The 15,176-nt window shown below is 61.3% G+C and carries 17 protein-coding genes and 1 tRNA gene; 10 read left to right on the forward strand and 8 right to left on the reverse strand.

The features are described 5' to 3' along the window. The first annotated feature begins 158 nt into the window (after positions 1–158). Together BJ985_RS08465 and BJ985_RS08470 are read left to right on the forward strand one after the other, a co-directional pair. Positions 159–566, forward strand: coding sequence for an MmcQ/YjbR family DNA-binding protein (locus tag BJ985_RS08465; RefSeq protein WP_236587138.1), 408 nt, complete (start codon positions 159–161; stop codon positions 564–566). A gap of 66 nt (positions 567–632) precedes the next feature. Next, entirely contained in the window at positions 633–1,118 is a 486-nt protein-coding gene (locus BJ985_RS08470; RefSeq protein WP_179387191.1) for a MarR family winged helix-turn-helix transcriptional regulator, read from the forward strand. A gap of 18 nt (positions 1,119–1,136) precedes the next feature. On the opposite strand, the gene BJ985_RS08475 is transcribed toward BJ985_RS08470, so the two are convergent. Then, a complete protein-coding gene (locus tag BJ985_RS08475; RefSeq protein WP_179387192.1) occupies positions 1,137–1,685 on the reverse strand; it encodes a DNA-3-methyladenine glycosylase in 549 nt (182 codons plus the stop codon). Further along, a complete protein-coding gene (locus tag BJ985_RS08480; protein WP_179387193.1) occupies positions 1,685–2,548 on the reverse strand; it encodes a polysaccharide deacetylase family protein in 864 nt (287 codons plus the stop codon). The genes BJ985_RS08475 and BJ985_RS08480 overlap by 1 nt, the downstream gene beginning before the upstream one ends. Before the next feature lie 167 nt (positions 2,549–2,715). On the opposite strand from BJ985_RS08480, the gene BJ985_RS08485 reads away from it, so the two are divergent. After that, positions 2,716–2,788: transfer RNA gene (locus BJ985_RS08485), tRNA-Ala, on the forward strand. Positions 2,789–3,046: 258 nt separating this feature from the next. Beyond that, entirely contained in the window at positions 3,047–3,295 is a 249-nt protein-coding gene (locus BJ985_RS08490; RefSeq protein ID WP_179387194.1) for a hypothetical protein, read from the forward strand. On the opposite strand, the gene BJ985_RS08495 is transcribed toward BJ985_RS08490, so the two are convergent. The 3 genes from BJ985_RS08495 to BJ985_RS08505 form a co-directional block, all read right to left on the reverse strand. Then, positions 3,292–3,762: a GNAT family N-acetyltransferase gene (locus BJ985_RS08495; RefSeq protein ID WP_179387195.1), complete on the reverse strand. Its 471-nt coding sequence runs from the start codon at positions 3,760–3,762 to the stop codon at positions 3,292–3,294. The two genes, BJ985_RS08490 and BJ985_RS08495, sit on opposite strands and share 4 nt — an antisense overlap. A 99-nt stretch (positions 3,763–3,861) precedes the next feature. Beyond that, positions 3,862–4,065 carry a hypothetical protein gene (locus BJ985_RS08500; protein WP_005329698.1) on the reverse strand — a complete coding sequence of 68 codons (204 nt, stop codon included), beginning with the start codon at positions 4,063–4,065 and terminating at the stop codon, positions 3,862–3,864. 133 nt (positions 4,066–4,198) lie between these two features. After that, positions 4,199–4,939 (reverse strand): hypothetical protein, encoded by a 741-nt coding sequence (locus tag BJ985_RS08505; RefSeq protein ID WP_005326241.1) that lies wholly within the window; start codon positions 4,937–4,939, stop codon positions 4,199–4,201. Between the two features lie 282 nt (positions 4,940–5,221). Here BJ985_RS08505 and BJ985_RS08510 point away from each other — a divergent pair, with 282 nt between their 5' ends. Both BJ985_RS08510 and metE read left to right on the forward strand, forming a co-directional pair. Further along, the gene (locus BJ985_RS08510) at positions 5,222–6,154 is read left to right on the forward strand and encodes a methylenetetrahydrofolate reductase (RefSeq protein WP_179387196.1); all 933 of its coding nucleotides are present in this window, start codon (positions 5,222–5,224) and stop codon (positions 6,152–6,154) included. Then, positions 6,141–8,411 (forward strand): 5-methyltetrahydropteroyltriglutamate--homocysteine S-methyltransferase, encoded by a 2,271-nt coding sequence (gene metE / locus BJ985_RS08515; RefSeq protein WP_179387197.1) that lies wholly within the window; start codon positions 6,141–6,143, stop codon positions 8,409–8,411. The genes BJ985_RS08510 and metE overlap by 14 nt, the downstream gene beginning before the upstream one ends. Positions 8,412–8,460: 49 nt before the next feature. Here the strand turns inward: metE and BJ985_RS08520 are convergent, their stop codons facing one another. After that, positions 8,461–9,099 carry a DedA family protein gene (locus BJ985_RS08520; RefSeq protein ID WP_179387198.1) on the reverse strand — a complete coding sequence of 213 codons (639 nt, stop codon included), beginning with the start codon at positions 9,097–9,099 and terminating at the stop codon, positions 8,461–8,463. 142 nt (positions 9,100–9,241) lie between these two features. Here BJ985_RS08520 and BJ985_RS08525 point away from each other — a divergent pair, with 142 nt between their 5' ends. After that, complete coding sequence (locus BJ985_RS08525) at positions 9,242–10,879, forward strand: dihydroxyacetone kinase family protein (RefSeq protein ID WP_179387199.1); 1,638 nt, start codon at positions 9,242–9,244, stop codon at positions 10,877–10,879. Here the strand turns inward: BJ985_RS08525 and BJ985_RS08530 are convergent. Continuing rightward, positions 10,839–11,498 (reverse strand): HAD family hydrolase, encoded by a 660-nt coding sequence (locus BJ985_RS08530; RefSeq protein WP_179387200.1) that lies wholly within the window; start codon positions 11,496–11,498, stop codon positions 10,839–10,841. The genes BJ985_RS08525 and BJ985_RS08530 overlap by 41 nt on opposite strands. Positions 11,499–11,567: 69 nt before the next feature. On the opposite strand from BJ985_RS08530, the gene BJ985_RS08535 reads away from it, so the two are divergent. The 3 genes from BJ985_RS08535 to BJ985_RS08545 all read left to right on the forward strand — a co-directional run bounded on the left by BJ985_RS08535 (position 11,568) and on the right by BJ985_RS08545 (position 14,601). Next, on the forward strand, positions 11,568–12,098 hold the full coding sequence (locus BJ985_RS08535) for a peptidylprolyl isomerase (RefSeq protein WP_005326254.1): 531 nt from the start codon (positions 11,568–11,570) through the stop codon (positions 12,096–12,098). Positions 12,099–12,207: 109 nt separating this feature from the next. After that, positions 12,208–12,861, forward strand: a complete 654-nt coding sequence (locus tag BJ985_RS08540) for a rhomboid family intramembrane serine protease (RefSeq protein ID WP_179387201.1) — start codon at positions 12,208–12,210, stop codon at positions 12,859–12,861. A 306-nt stretch (positions 12,862–13,167) separates the two neighbouring features. Next, entirely contained in the window at positions 13,168–14,601 is a 1,434-nt protein-coding gene (locus tag BJ985_RS08545) for a phytoene desaturase family protein (RefSeq protein WP_179387202.1), read from the forward strand. Here the strand turns inward: BJ985_RS08545 and BJ985_RS08550 are convergent. Continuing rightward, entirely contained in the window at positions 14,573–15,136 is a 564-nt protein-coding gene (locus BJ985_RS08550) for a hypothetical protein (protein WP_179387203.1), read from the reverse strand. The two genes, BJ985_RS08545 and BJ985_RS08550, sit on opposite strands and share 29 nt — an antisense overlap. Between the last annotated feature and the right edge of the window lie 40 nt (positions 15,137–15,176).

A 15,176-nucleotide genomic window follows, 5' to 3' on the forward strand; every position in this document is an offset into this window, starting at 1 on the left:
CTTCGGCGGCATCACCCCCGGATCATTTTCAGACAGGGGCGGGAATAAGCCATACCGAAGCCAGCGACTAGTTCCACTGTCCTTTCAGACGGAGGGAACGGAAATAAACATAGCCCGCCCAATCGGGTGGACAGGCTATGAATCTTCGGTGCCCTGAGGTGGAACTGCTAACAACGAAATGGGGGGCGATGTTGGACGGGAGCGGCATCTACAAGGTTGCGCGGCAGCGCGCCGAAGAGATGCTCGGCTCGCAGGTACAGCATCCTTTCGGGCCCGACTGGGAAGTATTCAAAGTACGCGGCAAGGTTTTCTTGTTGTTGACCGCGGTGACAGGTCAACAGCAAATGATCATTAAAGCCGAGCCGGAGGATTGCCAAGCGCTACAGCAGCAATACCCGTTCATTGCGCCGGGCTACCACATGAATAAGAAGCACTGGGTTTCCGTCTATCCACACGCAGAGCTGCACCAACAGCTGATAGAGGAGTTAGTCACGGATTCCTATCGTTTGGTGGTGGAAAAGCTGCCGAGAGGGCGGCGGCCGATCGATCCGTCCTCTGGGCATTAAGGCCTTGGCGTTTAGGACAGTGACGAGTCACTTTAGAATTAAAGCCATGTTGATAGAATAAATTCCATGACTGAGCGCGATGACTACTGGCTAAATGATGAAGAACTGGCATCATTTATGTCTCTAATGAGCGTAAATATTCGCTTGACCAATATTTTGGATGCTCAGCTGCGCGATGACGCAGGTTTGAGCTTTTTTGAATACACAGTGCTCTCGCGGCTATCTGAGGCGGAAAATCGCGAGATGCGTATGCGTGATTTGGCGATTACCGCCAACGGATCTTTGTCCCGCTTGAGCCAGGTTGTTACGCGCCTAGAAAAGCAGGGGTGGGTCGTGCGCCAGCCGTGCCCAACTGACGGCCGCACCACCATGGCACAGCTGACGGATAGCGGTTGGGACAAGGTAGTAGAGACTGCGCCTGGGCACGCTAAGCAGGCGCGAAGGTCCGTAATGGATAACCTGACCCGCACGCAGATCCGCCAGGTGCTGCAGATTAATCAGCGGATCATTAAGGCCATTGAGAATGATGAGCGCTACGGCGGGCGCTATTAGCTAGCGGAACTAGCAGGGCTATTTCTTGGGATAGCCGCGGCGGCCCGAGACGGTTTTATCGAAGGGGATCCAAAACCGTAGGGCCGCTTCCTTGTTTTTGGAGATACCGATACGCGGTCCGCACACCCATTCTGGTTCGGTGGTTCGCTCGACAATGTGAATGGGTTGGTGGTTATCTTCCAGCGTGAAGCCTAAGGCCTTGCCGAGGTTTCCTGGCCCGCGGGCGAGGTTATGAAAATCAGAGGTGCCACGGCGGGCGAAGGCGGTGTCGGCGCCCTCGATGATTTCACCGCCACGCAGCAGACAGCCCTGGCCAGTGCCTTCAGGGGCGCAGACGATATTGACGTTGCGGTGGATACCGTAAGAGATATAGACGTAGAACCTGCCCGGCGGACCGAACATGGCCGCATTACGCGGGGTCTTGCCATTGAAGGTGTGTGCCGCGGAGTCCTCGGCGCCTAGGTAAGCCTCGACCTCTGTAAGGCGGATGCTCACTCCGGCATGGGTGAGGGTGCAGCCGAGGAGTTGGGGAGCGACGGCGTCGGCAGTCAGGGCAAAATCAATCATTAACCACGAGCGTAGTAGCGCTTACCTGCCGCGGGGGTACGCAGGAGGCGATCTAGGCTCACTGGCTCGAGGCCTTTGGCGCGCAGGCCGTCGATGACGCAATCGGCGGCGTCCACGGTGGTGGGGTGGATATCGTGCATCAAAACAATGGAACCGGCGCGGGCACCTTGCACGGCCGAGGAACAGACGTGCTCAGAGTTGCGGTCTTTCCAATCCACGGTGTCGACGTCCCACAGCGCTTGGGAGACACCCTTATCGCGGGTTACCTGATCCACGGTGGCGTTGGTAGCGCCGTAGGGCGGGCGTACCCAGCGCGTGCTCTGGCCGGTGGCTTTTTTGATAGCGGCATTGCCGGCATCGATTTCCTGGGATACCTGGTCATAAGACAGGGTGTTGAGCTGGCGGTGGGTCTTGGTGTGGTTGCCAATGGTGTGGCCCTCGGCCTTCATGCGCTTGAGTAGCTCAGGATGTTGTTCTGCGTTGGGGGCTAGCACCATGAAGCTTGCGTGCGCGTTCTTGGCCTTGAGTTTGTCCAGCAGGCGGTTAGTCTCGGCACCTGGGCCGTCGTCGTAGGTGATAGCTACGCAATTGGCGCAGTCGACGCCACCACTGTTGCGCGGCTCTGTCTTCTTCTCCTGGGCCGAGGTGGGCGCCTTCTGCTTAGGAGCTTTCTGCGGGAAGGCCTTGGAGGTGATGTCCTCGACCTGTGCGCGGGCGTCTTCGATGCGATGGTTGATTTCGTCTTGGAAATTCGAGCTGGAGGACACAGGCAGCTGTGGAATCTGCGGCAACTGTGCGTTAGCGGCCGCTGGAACGGCAGCGGCGACGAGCACGGTGAGGGCGGAGGTGAGAATGCGACGCATGGTTTTCCTAAGGGTGAGGGAAAGTGGACACGATGTGCCCATGACCCTAGCGCCTGCGCGTTACGGAAGTGATAGGACATGCCTAAAGTGGCCAAAGTGATTTAAGTGGTTCAGGTTGGGAACGGTTTGTAGTTACTTCGGCTGCGGTAGTAAGGTATCTAGGCACTGGGGCATTAGCTCAATTGGTAGAGCATCTGCTTTGCAAGCAGAAGGTCAGGAGTTCGATTCTCCTATGCTCCACAGCATGTAGTCTGGCTTCCTCTTTGGAGGGGCCGGACTTTTTCTACGTGGTGGGGTTCAGGGGTCGAATTGGCTGCGATCGCAACTTTCGTCCATACAAACCGTGGTTTCCGTCGACAGTTGTGCCGGTTTATATGGACGAAAATCGTGATCGGCGGAAGGGGGGATGGCGGAAGTGTGCAAGGTCGCGGGGGAGAAACTTTCAGTACAGTGAATGGGGAATCATTACTGTCCCGCGATACCACCAGGAGACCAACCATGACCGCCAATGCTCGCTACAGTGATCCCTTTACCTCCGCAGACAAGGAAGTTGCGGCGCCGGAGGGCGCGGAATACGTTGTGGTGCGCAAACGTGGCGAGGCCGCAGTGGATGGCGAGGTCATGAGCTTTCACGGCACCCGCGAAGAGGCGCGTGAGGCAGTTATGGCTGGCCTGACCGAGGAATTTAAGACGGCCGTGGATAACGAGCCGATTTACGTCACCCACGCCCGCCTGCGTTCGCTTTAGAAGCGCTTGACCATCACAAAGTGATCCTCGTGGCTGCCCACGTGCTCGAATCCGAGGTGCTCATAGAGACCCTTGGCGCGGGGATTATCGGGGTGGACGGCTAGCGAGATGCCGGGGGCGCGCAGGGTGTGGGCGAGGGAAATGGCGGCGTCGATAAGCGCGGTGGCAATGCCCTGGCCCTTATAGCGGGCCTCGACCGCGATGGCGAGCTCCGGAATGGCGGGCTCGACAAAGCCAAAGCCGTGATTGTCCTCCGTACCCCAGTTGAGCCACACGCCGCCAGCCGGGACGAGCTCCTCCCAGGCAATAAAGCCGCCCTGGTTGGGATCCCAATTTTCCACGTAGAAGGCAAAATCATCGGCGAAGTCGGGGGAAAGCTCGCCGTGCTCGTCACCGAAAGTATCGGTAAGAAAGTTGAGGCGGGCGAGATAGGTGCGGTCAGATTCTTGGGTCGCGCGAAGTTCCATAAGATCCACGATAGACGCCAGTGGTGCAGCGCGGGGTGCGCGTGCGAAAATCCCCTCCGCACAGTCCAGTGGTCTGCGGGGAAGGGATTCTGCTCGCGCTTAGGCTAGGTGGTAATTGCGAACGTCGTGACCGTTAAACTCGCGCTCGATACCGGCCTCGTCTACGGAGTGGAAGGTGGTTCCGTTATCGATGGCGAAGCGCAGGTTATCCACGCGAGAGGAAGGGTCTTTGGACACCGCACCCGCCGGGAAGTAGTACGTTGCGCCGTCTTTGAGCTTGACGGTAAGGGTCTCAAAGCTCATTGTTCATCTCCTTGTAGAAAGATCCCTAATGTGGGAATTCAATCAAGAGATTTTTGTTTAGGCAAAGCGATGAGATCTAGACAACGCTACGCATACCCCCACCGCGGGGTGGTAAGCGTATTTATTCCTCGGTTTACAGGCGGTGCTTGCCCTCGTTTTGGTGGTCATCGGTAACGCGGGTGGTATCGGCCGGCTGAGCTGCTTCTTCCTCGCGGTGCTTGGCCAGCTGCTCATCGATGGAGCCGAGGAGCTCCTCATCGCGTACGGCGCCTTCCTCGACGAGGTCAGACTGGGTGTCATTCTCGCTGGTGGAGGTGTAGACCAAGGTGGACTCCGGAGCGGTGTGGGAATCGGACTGGAAATCATCCACGCGTGGCGGGGTCTGGGACGGCTTGTCGTTGGAGCGCAGCCAGTAGTAGACACCACCGGCTGCAGCGGACAGCAGGGCGATAATGCCGGCGAAGATCCAGCCCTTAGAGGACTTCTTATTCTTCTTCTGCTTCTTGGCTACCTTGGCGGACTTCTTCTTGAGGTTCTTCTGGGCCTTCTGAGAATCCTTCTTGGCCTGCTTGCGGGCCTTCTTAGCCTTCTTGGTGGCCTCTTCCTTGGCGTCGTTCAGGCGCTCGGTGGCGTCTTCGCGGTAGTCGTTGAACTCCTCCAGGGCGCGCTCGAGGCGGGAGTGTGCGGCGCGGGTAACAGCGCCTGCCTGACGGCGCGGCTCGGCGAAGGCGCCGTTATCGCGCTCGTCCATCTTCTGTGCGGCCTCTTCCAGGGCGGTGTAGGCCTCGCGGGACTTTTCCTCGCGGTAGTTATTGAACTGGCTCCACAGGTTCGATGCGGTCTTAAAGGCCACGTTCAGCGTGGTGGGGTTCATGGGGTGGAACACTCCTTAACTCAGATTTATCAATTCGCTTTCACCCAGCATAGTGACGTGGTGGGCGGTGTACCACCGTAGGCGTCGCGGCGTGCAGCGGGAACGCGCTAGAAGTAGACCGCTTGGTTCAGAATCCGCGATTATTATTCACCTGATTTTTCGTCAACCTCGCAGTTTGCAGGCCTACAAAGGTATCACCATTGCGCAATCGCTACCGCGCAAACTGAACAGCTTGGTACGTTTTTCTCAACACACCAACGACGACCAGCAAAGGAGGTGACCATGAGCCCGCGACTTTCGGCTTCCGCGCCCTTGGACTATGAAAGTGAAGAGGAAGCACATGCGCCCGAGCGCCTGGCCCTTTCCTTTGAGGTAATCCCGCCGCGCCACGATGCCGATGCCGCCAAGATCGACCGCTTACTAGAAGTCCTGGAAAGCTATCACCCTGATTACATCGCGGTGACCAGTTCCCAGCGCTCCGGTTGGTTGGAAGGAACTGCGGCCTTCATTGAGAAGATCTCGCAAAACACCTCTATGCGCCCCCTGGCGCACTTGGCCTGCACAGCCGGGACGCGCGACGAGCTCATCGGGTGGATTAATCGTTTGGTGGATGCCGGTGTGCGCGGCCTGCTGGCCCTGCGCGGCGATCTCCCCGAAGGGGGCATGCCAGAGCATTACCTGCAACATGCTGATGAGCTGGTTCGCCTCATCCGCCAGCTGGAAAGCCACCAAGCGGCCCGCTTTGCCGCCGGCCGACTCGCGGTAAGTGTGGCGTGCTACCCCAGCGGCCATGCCGAATCCAAAAACGAGGACGAGGACTTCGACGTTCTGCTCAATAAGCAGCGCCTCGGCGCGGACTTTGCCATCACCCAGCTTTTCTTTGACGCCGAGGATTTCCTCCGCTTCGCCCAAAAGGCCAAGTTGGCCGGGGTGAAGATCCCCCTTATTCCGGGGATTATGCCCATGACCAGCTTGCGCCGGTTGGAGCGAATGGGGCAGCTGTCCGGGCTGACCGTACCCGAGAGGGTACGCACTCAGCTCGCGGCAGCGACAACCCCAGAAGAGGAATACGAAATCGGCATGGAGCTTACCGCCCAATTGGCCCGCACCATCGTGGCCGGCGGCGCGGACGGCCTCCATATCTATACCCACAACAACCCGGACATTACGCAAGACCTGTTATCTCGAATCGGAGTAGACAATGACGAACACTAACTTCCCCAAGGCGACGATTGAGGGCTACCCTCGCGTCGGCGCTAACCGCGAACTCAAGCGTGCGCTGGAATCCTACTGGGCCGGTCGCATCGATGCAGAAACCTTCGAGTCCGCCGCACACTCTCTGCGCCTGGATACTTATAACCGCTTGCGCGACCTGGGCCTTACTGAGGACTACGCCATTCCTGCCGACGTCGCCTACTACGACCAAGTGCTCGAGACCGCACTGACCGTTGGCGCCGTGGCCGGCGAGACCCTGGATGATGAGTTCACCTTGGCGCGCGGCAATAAGGACACCGCGCCGCTGGAGATGACCAAGTGGTTCGATACCAACTACCACTACATCGTCCCGGAAATCGCCGATGACCAGGACTTTGAGGCGCACCCGCAGCGCGTTATCAAGCTGGTAGAAGAGGCCCGCGCGGCAGGCCACACCGTGCGCCCATACCTCGTCGGTCCGGTTACCCTGCTGGCCCTGTCTAAGCAGGCAGAGGGTGCTACCAAGTCTCCGCTCGACCGCTTGGATGATGCCGTTAAGGCCTACCAGGAGGTCCTGGCCGAGCTGGATAAGTCCGGCGTGAAGTGGGTACAGCTGGCCGAGCCTGCCCTGGTAGCGGACCTGACCATTGCCAACGATGAGGAACTGGCCGCCCATACCAAACGCGCCTATGAGGCCATCTTGGCCGCGGACAACCGCCCGCAGGTATACCTCACCACCCCGTACGGTTCTGCTCGCAAGGGCCTCGACGTTCTGGCGGAGCTCAAGCCAGAGGCCGTCCAGGTGGACCTTTCCGTGGGCACCCTGGCACTCGATGAGGGCTACCTCGATCGCGTAAAGAACCTGAAGTCCCACGTGGTTGCCGGCCTTATCGACGGCCGCAATGTCTGGGCCGCCAACCTGCGCGACCTGCGCTCCAAGTACGAGGACCTGGAGGGCAGCCTCGACTCCCTGTCCGTATCGACCTCCGTATCCTTGCAGCACGTGCCGCACACCGTGGAGGCGGAAACCAAGCTGCCGGCCGACGTCGCCACCTGGTTCTCCTTCGCCAATGAGAAGATCAAGGAAGTCGTCGCCCTCTCCCAGGGTCCGCTGGAGGCACCGGAGGCTTATAGCATCAGCGACCGCGCAGTGCGCACCCGTGCCGAATCCGAGCGCATCCACAACGCGGCGGTGAAGGCGCGCATCGAAAAGCTGCCGGCCGGCGAGGTTAAGCGCGAGCCTGCCTTTGCCGAGCGCAACGAGGCACAGAAGGAACTCGGCCTGCCGCAGCTGCCAACCACCACCATCGGCTCCTTCCCCCAGACCAAGGAGATCCGCCAGGCGCGTGCGGCGCACCGCAAGGGCGAGCTTTCCGACGCCGACTACAATGCCGCCCTCAAGGACGAGGTCAAGTCCGTCATTGAGCTGCAAGAGCGCCTCGGCCTCGACGTCCTCGTCCACGGCGAGCCGGAGCGCAATGACATGGTGCAGTACTTTGCCGAGCTGCTCGATGGCTTCGTCACCACCGAAAACGGCTGGGTCCAGTCTTATGGCTCCCGCTGCACCCGTCCGCCAATCGTTGTTGGTGACATCTCCCGCCCTGCTGCGATGACCACCGAGTGGTCCAAGTACGCGCAGTCGCTCTCGGAGCACCACGTCAAGGGCATGCTCACCGGTCCGGTGACCATCCTGGCATGGTCCTTCGTGCGCGATGATGTGCACCAGTCCGTCTCCGCGGACCAGCTCGGCGTCGCGCTGGCGGATGAGGTGCACGACCTGGAAGAGGCCGGCATCGACATCATCCAGATCGACGAGCCCGCCCTGCGCGAGCTGCTGCCGCTGCGCGAGGAAGACCGCAAGGCCTACTTGGACTGGGCCGTGCGTTCCTTCCGCCTGGTAGCCCTCGAGGCCAAGCCGACCACCCAGATCCACACCCACCTGTGCTACTCCGAGTTCGGCCAGATCATCGATGCCGTTGCCGGCCTGGATGCCGATGTCACCTCCATCGAGGCGGCCCGCTCCCGCATGGAACTACTGGAGGATATCGACGAGACCTTCCACTCCGAAATCGGCCCGGGCATCTACGATATTCACTCCCCGCGCGTGCCTTCCGTAGCGGAGATGGCCGAGCTCATCCGCGCCGCGCTCAAGCACGTGCCGGTCGAGCGCCTGTGGGTCAACCCGGACTGTGGCCTGAAGACCCGCGGCTACGAGGAGACCGAAGCCTCCCTGCGCAATATGGTGCTGGCTCGCGATGAGGTGCGCGAGTCCCTCTAAATCCTCCCTAATCGCACCGCAATCCCGGCCGGGTAAAGAATAAAAATTCTTACGTGGCCGGGATTTCGCGCTGTGCCTTGCGGCGCTTATTGATCCAGCCGATGATCATCGGCAGCACGGAAATTGCCACCACGATCAGCATGATGATGTCGATGGAGTGAGCAATGCCCGGGATGCCGCCCAGCAGTACGCCGACGAGCAGCATGGAACCTACCCAGCCTATGCCGCCGAGGATATTCCAGCGCAGGAACGAGGAGTAGCCCATTTCTGCGGTACCCGCGGCGAAGGGGACGAAGGTGCGCACAATCGGCACGAAGCGGCCCAGTACTAGGGCCACCGGGCCGTGGCGCTGGAAGAAGTCCTCCGCGCTATCGAGGTGTTCGGTGCGCAGGACGCGGGCATCGTCCTTGAAGAGCTTGCGGCCAAAGCGGCGGCCTAAATAGAAGCCCACCTGGTCGCCGGCGAAGGCGGCCACCGCGGCCACGACAAAGAGCAGCCAGGCGTTGATGTCGAGCTCGTGGCGCAGGATGGCCGCGGTAACGAGCAGTGAATCACCCGGCAGAAATGGGAAAAGCACGCCGGACTCGATGAAGATGACGACGGCGACGCCGAGGAGGATATAAGGTCCGAAACTCTGGAGCAGCGAGCCCGCGTCCATGAGGTTGTGGAGGGAGGACAAGAAATCCATGTGCGGATCCTTTCTTAGTGATTCCTTTAGTATCCTCCGCAAACTGCAAAGTGGCTGCGAATCCGCTGGGTGTCCGAATGGAACCGGTATGTTTCTTTTCTCCTCCTAGCTTCCGGGTAAGAAACATCACTAGCGTGGGAGTATGAACCACTCCGCATTCCGCAATAGTCAAGACACTTTCCTCTCCGACGCCCTCGCTGGACTCATCGCCAACCACCCCGATGCCCGCTGGCACGACGTCGGATTCATCGGCCGTACCACGCCGCTGCGCACCGCGGATGGCGATCCGGCAGTGGCGGTGATTTCCGGTGGCGGTTCCGGTCACGAACCGATGCACGCCGGGTTCGTCGGCCAGGGCATGCTCGCCGCGGCCTGCCCGGGACTGCTGTTTACCTCCCCGAACGCGGTCCAGGTCAGCGAGGCCACCCAGTGGGCTGACCAGGGCAGGGGAGTAGTCCACGTGGTGAAGAACTACACCGGTGACGTCATGAACTTCACCGTCGCCCGCAACGCCGCCGCGGCGGTAGATACCCGCACGGTGCTGGTGGCTGATGATATTGCCACCGATGGCAACGAGGACGGCCCCGGCCGCCGCGGTACCGGCGCGACCATCCTGGTGGAAAAGGTCGCAGGCGCCGCCGCCTACCGCGGCGATGACGTGGACACAGTCGCCGAGTTGGGCAAGCGTGCCGCGGAGAATTCCCGCAGCATGTCCGTAGCGCTGGGCGCCGGCTTCATGCCGACCACCGGCCGCGAAACCTTCGATCTGGAAGCCGGCCAGATGGAGGTGGGCGTGGGCATTCATGGCGAGCCGGGCACGCACACCGAGCAGGTAGATAGCGCGAGCGCCATTGTGAACCAGGTCCTGGAAAAGATCGTGCCCGCCCTCGACCTGGGCCACGGCGATGAGGTGGTGTGCTTGGTCAATGGCCTCGGCGGCACTACCCCGCTGGAGTTGAGCCTGCTCTTTGGTGAGGCCTCCGCGCAGCTGGCCCAGCGCGGCATCACCGTCGCCCGGTCGTTGGTGGGCTCCTACGTCACCGCGGTCAATATGCACGGCGCTTCCTTTACGCTGCTCAAGGCGGATGCGGAGCTGCTCGAGCTTATCGACGCCCCCACCTCCGCCCCTGCCTGGCCCCATACCCTAGGCGGTGCGAAGGCGGTGGAACCGGCCACCATCACCTTCCAGGATGAGCTGCCCACCGAGGGCGAGGAAAATCAGTGGCTCACCGCCTTTGTGGAACGCCTCCAAGCCTCCTTTGAGGCGTTGACTGAGCTGGATCGCAAGGCCGGCGACGGCGACTTTGGCCAGAACATGGAAGCGGCCTTCGGCGGCATCGAGCTTCCCCTGCGCGGCACGGATACGGAGATCCTCACCGGGCTGGCCAAGCGCCTGCTCGTCCTCGCCGGCGGTACCTCCGGTGCGGTCTTTGGCACCCTCTTTACTGAGCTGGCCCGCGCGGAGTCGCTGGCGGATGGGCTCAATGATGCGGCCGACCTCATCCACGAGCTTGGTGGCGCTCAGCGCGGTGATCGCACCATGCTCGATGCCCTCATCCCAGCCGCAGAAAAGGCCCGTGAACTAGGTGCGAAGGATCCGGACGCGGAGACTTTGCAGGCGCTTTTCGACGCCGCGCATGCCGGCGCCCTCGACACCGAGGACCTCGCTGCAAAGAAGGGCCGTGCCTCTTACCTGGGAGATCGCAGCAAGGGCGTTATCGATCCGGGCGCCATCGTGGTCAGCTGGCTCTTTGGGGGAGAACCTCTCTCAGTGCGCTAAGCGAGCGCAGATCTCCATCACCAGCACGGTCGAGATGGAGCGCTCGCAGCCCTGCTTTGCGCGCACCCTGCACATCATTGGCCAGGGAATCGCCCACCATGAGCGTGTCTGCGGGGGCCGCACCCAGCTGATCGCAGGCGGCGAGGTAAGCCGCGCGCTGCGGTTTGGGGCAGCCGAGGTCGACGGTGGGGATAAGGAGGACGTCGGCAAGCGCAAGGCCTGTCGCCTCCAGCTTGGCCTGCTGCATCTCGCGCTCGCCGTTGGTGAGAACGCCCACCTGGAAGCCGGACTCGAGGGCCCAGGTGAGGGTGGGCAGGGCGTCGGCAAAAGCGCGCCACTGCTCCCGGTAGGCGGAAAGATAGCCGTCATAGGCGGCCAGCGCCTCAGCATCGTTCATCTCCCGGCCGAGGAATTCGCGGCAGCGCGCCGCCCGCTGGCCGTGGTGGGAGACCTCGCCGCGCTCATAGGCTTGAAACCACTTTCGTTCAATGGCCGCGAACCGCGCATGCTGGCCCTCGGGCAGTCCTAGCTCGCGGCACCATTGATCCACTGCGTCCCGGGCCGCGCCGGTGTGGTCGAGCAAGGTGTCATCCAGATCAAAAAGTAGCGCGCGAATCATGCCTTCAGGCTAGCGCGATCGCTGACAGCGTTATGCCATGCGCGGCAGGCGCGCGTTAAATTCTTTACAATGGCTGGCATGACTCAGAAGACCGCAACTGCAACGATGCATACCAACTACGGTGACATTGTTATCGATCTCTTCGGTAACCACGCACCGGTAACCGTTGAAAACTTCATTGGCCTAGCCAAGGGCGAGAAGGACTACTCCACCCAGAACGCAAAGGGCGAGCAGTCCGGCCCGTTCTATGACGGCGCAATCTTCCACCGCATCATCGATAACTTCATGATCCAGGGCGGCGACCCTACCGGCACCGGCCGCGGTGGCCCGGGCTACCAGTTCCAGGACGAGTTCCACCCGGAGCTGCAGTTTGACCGCCCATTCCTGCTGGCCATGGCCAATGCCGGCCCAGGCACCAACGGCTCCCAGTTCTTCATCACCGTGGCGCCGACCCCGCACCTGAACAACCACCACACCATCTTTGGTGAGGTTACCGATGCTGCCTCCCAGGAGGTTGTGTCCAAGATCGCCAAGGTTGATACCGACCGCATGGACCGTCCGCACGAGGACGTTGTTATCGAGTCCATCGATATCGCGTAATCGCCTTTTCCCTCGGGCCCGTCACCGCATTATCCATGCGGCGGCGGGCTTGTTGCAGTTTTACCCCGAGCCATCCACCACTAGACCTGCCCCAAGGACTGACAACTTTATGACCATGGTGAGAAACTATATCCGCGCTACCCCGGCGACCGCGCTCATTGCCGCCGTTTGCATCATTGCTTGGCTTATTACCGCGGTGCAGGCCAGCACGCTAGGAGCCACCTTCTATGATTCCCCGCTCGCAGCGGATTGGGGCCTGTGGGGACCGGATTATCCCTTCCGCCCTCAGGCTGCGCTGTCTTCGGAGTTTATGCACCTAGACGCGGGCCACTTGGCGGTGAATATGGTCATGCTCTTGCTCATAGGCAGGGAAGTGGAGCGGGCGCTTGGCACTGCGCTGTACCTCGCCGCCTACCTCATTTCTTGCCTCGGCGCGTCCGCCATGATCCTGACATTCGACTTTGATACCCCCACCGTCGGCGCCTCGGGTGCGCTCTTCGCGCTCATGGCCATGCTGGTGGGTGCTTACCGCCAGCGCGGGCTCGATCTCCGCGCGCCCATTGCCCTCGTTCTGGCGAATGTGGCCTATACCTTTCTAGCCGATGGCGTATCCCTGTGGGGACACCTTGGCGGGTTGTGCACAGGCATCGTGTTGAGCCTTTTCCTCTATCGAAAAAGCCCCACCCTCCGCTGGGGCGGCGTTGCTGCGGTGGCCGCGGTAGTCCTCGCACTATTAGCCCACCAAGCTGGGGTTTGGGGATAACTGTGGAATTTGATCACCGGAAAGCGTGTGCGAAAGAATTCCACAATGCTTATCCACATTGTGAATAACTACATTTTTGTAATTTACCGAACGCCTTTCCGGAGTTTTCCCTGATCACGCTGGTCTAGCCCGTGCGAAAGGGTGAAAATCAGCTTGTGGAAGCCCGTGAAAACAGTTATCCACAGGGTGTTAATAATTGTGTGAAATTCACATTTCACAGGTTTTCTCCACAGCCTGTGGATAACTTTCTACCCATTGTGTTAACAAGACTGATAAATTTGGGCATTGACCTGCATAAGGAGCATTGTGGATTATCAACCTCGCGCTGTGATCGTCGGCGCAGGCCCGAATGGGCTCACGGCCGCGGCGCGGCTGGCTATGGCCGGATGGCGGGTGGATATCTTCGAGCGCGCCGGCCGGGCCGGTGGTGCGGCGGCATCCTCCGCGGAGATTTTCCCGGGTACGATTGTGGATCTCGGCGCGGCCGGGCACCCCTTTGGCGTAGCGAGCCCGGCTTTTCGCGCCCTCGACCTGGAAGCCCACGGTCTGCGGTGGTGCAATGCGCCTTATCCCATGGCCCATCCGCTAGAAGGCGCGCCGGCCGGGATCTTGCACGGTTCTTTGGCGGATACGGCGGCGGAGTTGGGGACCGATGCCCAGGCGTGGAGGCGGCTGCACGGGCACATCGTCCGCCACATCGATGAGCATGTGGATAACGCGCTTACCCCGTTGGTGCGTTGGCCCGAAAGACCCGTGCGCTTGGCGCAGTTTGGCGCGGCCGGAGTCTTGCCCGCCAGCAGCTTGGCGCGGGCGGCCTTCCGCACGCCCCAGGCCCGCGCGCTCTTTGCAGGCAGCGCGGTCCACGCGATTACCTCGCCCACCACGCCTTTGACCTCAGCGTTCGGCCTGCTCTTTGGCGGGCTGGGCATGACCCGCGGCTGGCCCGTGGTGGAGGGTGGCACCGGTGCTCTTATCGACGCCCTCCTTAACCTCCTGCGCTCCCACCACGCCCGCCTCCACACCGGATGCGAGGTCACCGATCTGCGGGAACTGCCTCAGGCCGATGCGACCATCCTGAACCTCACCCCGCGCCAGATAATGCGGCTGGGCGGTCTGGAACTGCGGGACGGCAGCCGGCGGAGCCTGGCGCGCTGGCGCTATGGCAGCGCCGTCTTCAAAGTGGACTTCCATCTCAGCGAACCCGTCCCGTGGGCCGATCCGCGCGTGGGTCAGGCCGGCACCGTGCATGTGGGTGGCACTTTGGAGGAAATATGTGGGGCTGAGGGGGACGTCGGCAAGCGGCGCATGCCTAAGCGACCCTTGGTATTGGCATGCCAGCAATTTGTTGCCGACCCCTCCCGAGGGCAAACGCTGTGGACCTATGCGCATGTCCCGCGCGGCTATGTGGAGCGCTATCCGGGCGAGGTCACCGAGCTGATTGCCGCCCAGATCGAGCGCTTTGCCCCCGGATTTCGCGATACCATCCTGTCGACCCACGCTACGAGCCCGGCCGATCTGGAGCGATGGAATCCCAATCTGGTGGGCGGCGATATTGCCGGCGGCGCCATGAATGGGCTGCAAACCCTCCTGCGTCCACGCTTGTCGGCCCATCCGCAGCGCCTCGCCCCGGGGGTCTTCATGGCCTCTAGCTCCGCCGCTCCTGGCGCTGGCGTGCACGGCATGCCGGGGTGGTGGGCCGCCGAAGAAGCGCTTAGCGCGTGGAGCGACGCTGCCAAATAAAGAAGCCCGCGCCGATGAGCCAGAGAGTCGCGGCGGCGAAGTACCCAGGAATGGTTGTGGTGCGGGGGAGGTAGGAACTGCCTGGGATGAACCCGGCAACCACGGGCTCGAGGAGGAAGCCAAGGACGGCGAGATAGTCGAACCAGCGGAACCGTGCTGCGGCCGCGCCGGCTAGCCCCAGAACGGGTCCAGAGATGAGCGCTAGGAGGAACCACTGGGCGTTGTACTCGAATGCCTCGCGCCAGTTATACACACCGAAGACCACGAGCAAGGCGTAGTGCACGGCCAGCATCATAAGGATGATTCCCGTGCTGGCCAGGAGTGCTTTGAGCCACCGGCCTGGAAAATCCTTACCCATGAGGTAGCTAAAGATTCCCCACACCATGCCAGAGCCCAAGACGTTGCCTAGGTAGTTGCGCACGGAAAGGCGGAGGGGAGCGGCGCCGGTGAGGAGGGTGGCGTCGGCAAACGCGATATGCACGACCGCGTAGGCAACCGCAATGATGAGGCCAGCAGCAAGAATATGGCGAGACATGTGGCTCCTAGGTATGAAAAATCCTCGCCACCTACAGGAA

The sequence above is a fragment of the Corynebacterium tuberculostearicum genome (assembly GCF_013408445.1).
In the GTDB taxonomy this organism is placed as follows: domain Bacteria; phylum Actinomycetota; class Actinomycetes; order Mycobacteriales; family Mycobacteriaceae; genus Corynebacterium; species Corynebacterium tuberculostearicum.

Coding starts and splice junctions, on each gene's coding strand:
- BJ985_RS08540 (WP_179387201.1), top strand. CDS start 12,208: ATGACCATGGTGAGAAACTATATCCGCGCTACCCCGGCGACCGCGCTC.
- BJ985_RS08510 (WP_179387196.1), top strand. CDS start 5,222: ATGAGCCCGCGACTTTCGGCTTCCGCGCCCTTGGACTATGAAAGTGAA.
- BJ985_RS08505 (WP_005326241.1), bottom strand. CDS start 4,939: ATGAACCCCACCACGCTGAACGTGGCCTTTAAGACCGCATCGAACCTG.
- BJ985_RS08535 (WP_005326254.1), top strand. CDS start 11,568: ATGGCTGGCATGACTCAGAAGACCGCAACTGCAACGATGCATACCAAC.
- BJ985_RS08530 (WP_179387200.1), bottom strand. CDS start 11,498: ATGATTCGCGCGCTACTTTTTGATCTGGATGACACCTTGCTCGACCAC.
- BJ985_RS08500 (WP_005329698.1), bottom strand. CDS start 4,065: ATGAGCTTTGAGACCCTTACCGTCAAGCTCAAAGACGGCGCAACGTAC.
- BJ985_RS08495 (WP_179387195.1), bottom strand. CDS start 3,762: ATGGAACTTCGCGCGACCCAAGAATCTGACCGCACCTATCTCGCCCGC.
- BJ985_RS08480 (WP_179387193.1), bottom strand. CDS start 2,548: ATGCGTCGCATTCTCACCTCCGCCCTCACCGTGCTCGTCGCCGCTGCC.
- BJ985_RS08550 (WP_179387203.1), bottom strand. CDS start 15,136: ATGTCTCGCCATATTCTTGCTGCTGGCCTCATCATTGCGGTTGCCTAC.
- BJ985_RS08520 (WP_179387198.1), bottom strand. CDS start 9,099: ATGGATTTCTTGTCCTCCCTCCACAACCTCATGGACGCGGGCTCGCTG.
- BJ985_RS08525 (WP_179387199.1), top strand. CDS start 9,242: ATGAACCACTCCGCATTCCGCAATAGTCAAGACACTTTCCTCTCCGAC.
- metE (WP_179387197.1), top strand. CDS start 6,141: ATGACGAACACTAACTTCCCCAAGGCGACGATTGAGGGCTACCCTCGC.
- BJ985_RS08475 (WP_179387192.1), bottom strand. CDS start 1,685: ATGATTGATTTTGCCCTGACTGCCGACGCCGTCGCTCCCCAACTCCTC.
- BJ985_RS08490 (WP_179387194.1), top strand. CDS start 3,047: ATGACCGCCAATGCTCGCTACAGTGATCCCTTTACCTCCGCAGACAAG.
- BJ985_RS08470 (WP_179387191.1), top strand. CDS start 633: ATGACTGAGCGCGATGACTACTGGCTAAATGATGAAGAACTGGCATCA.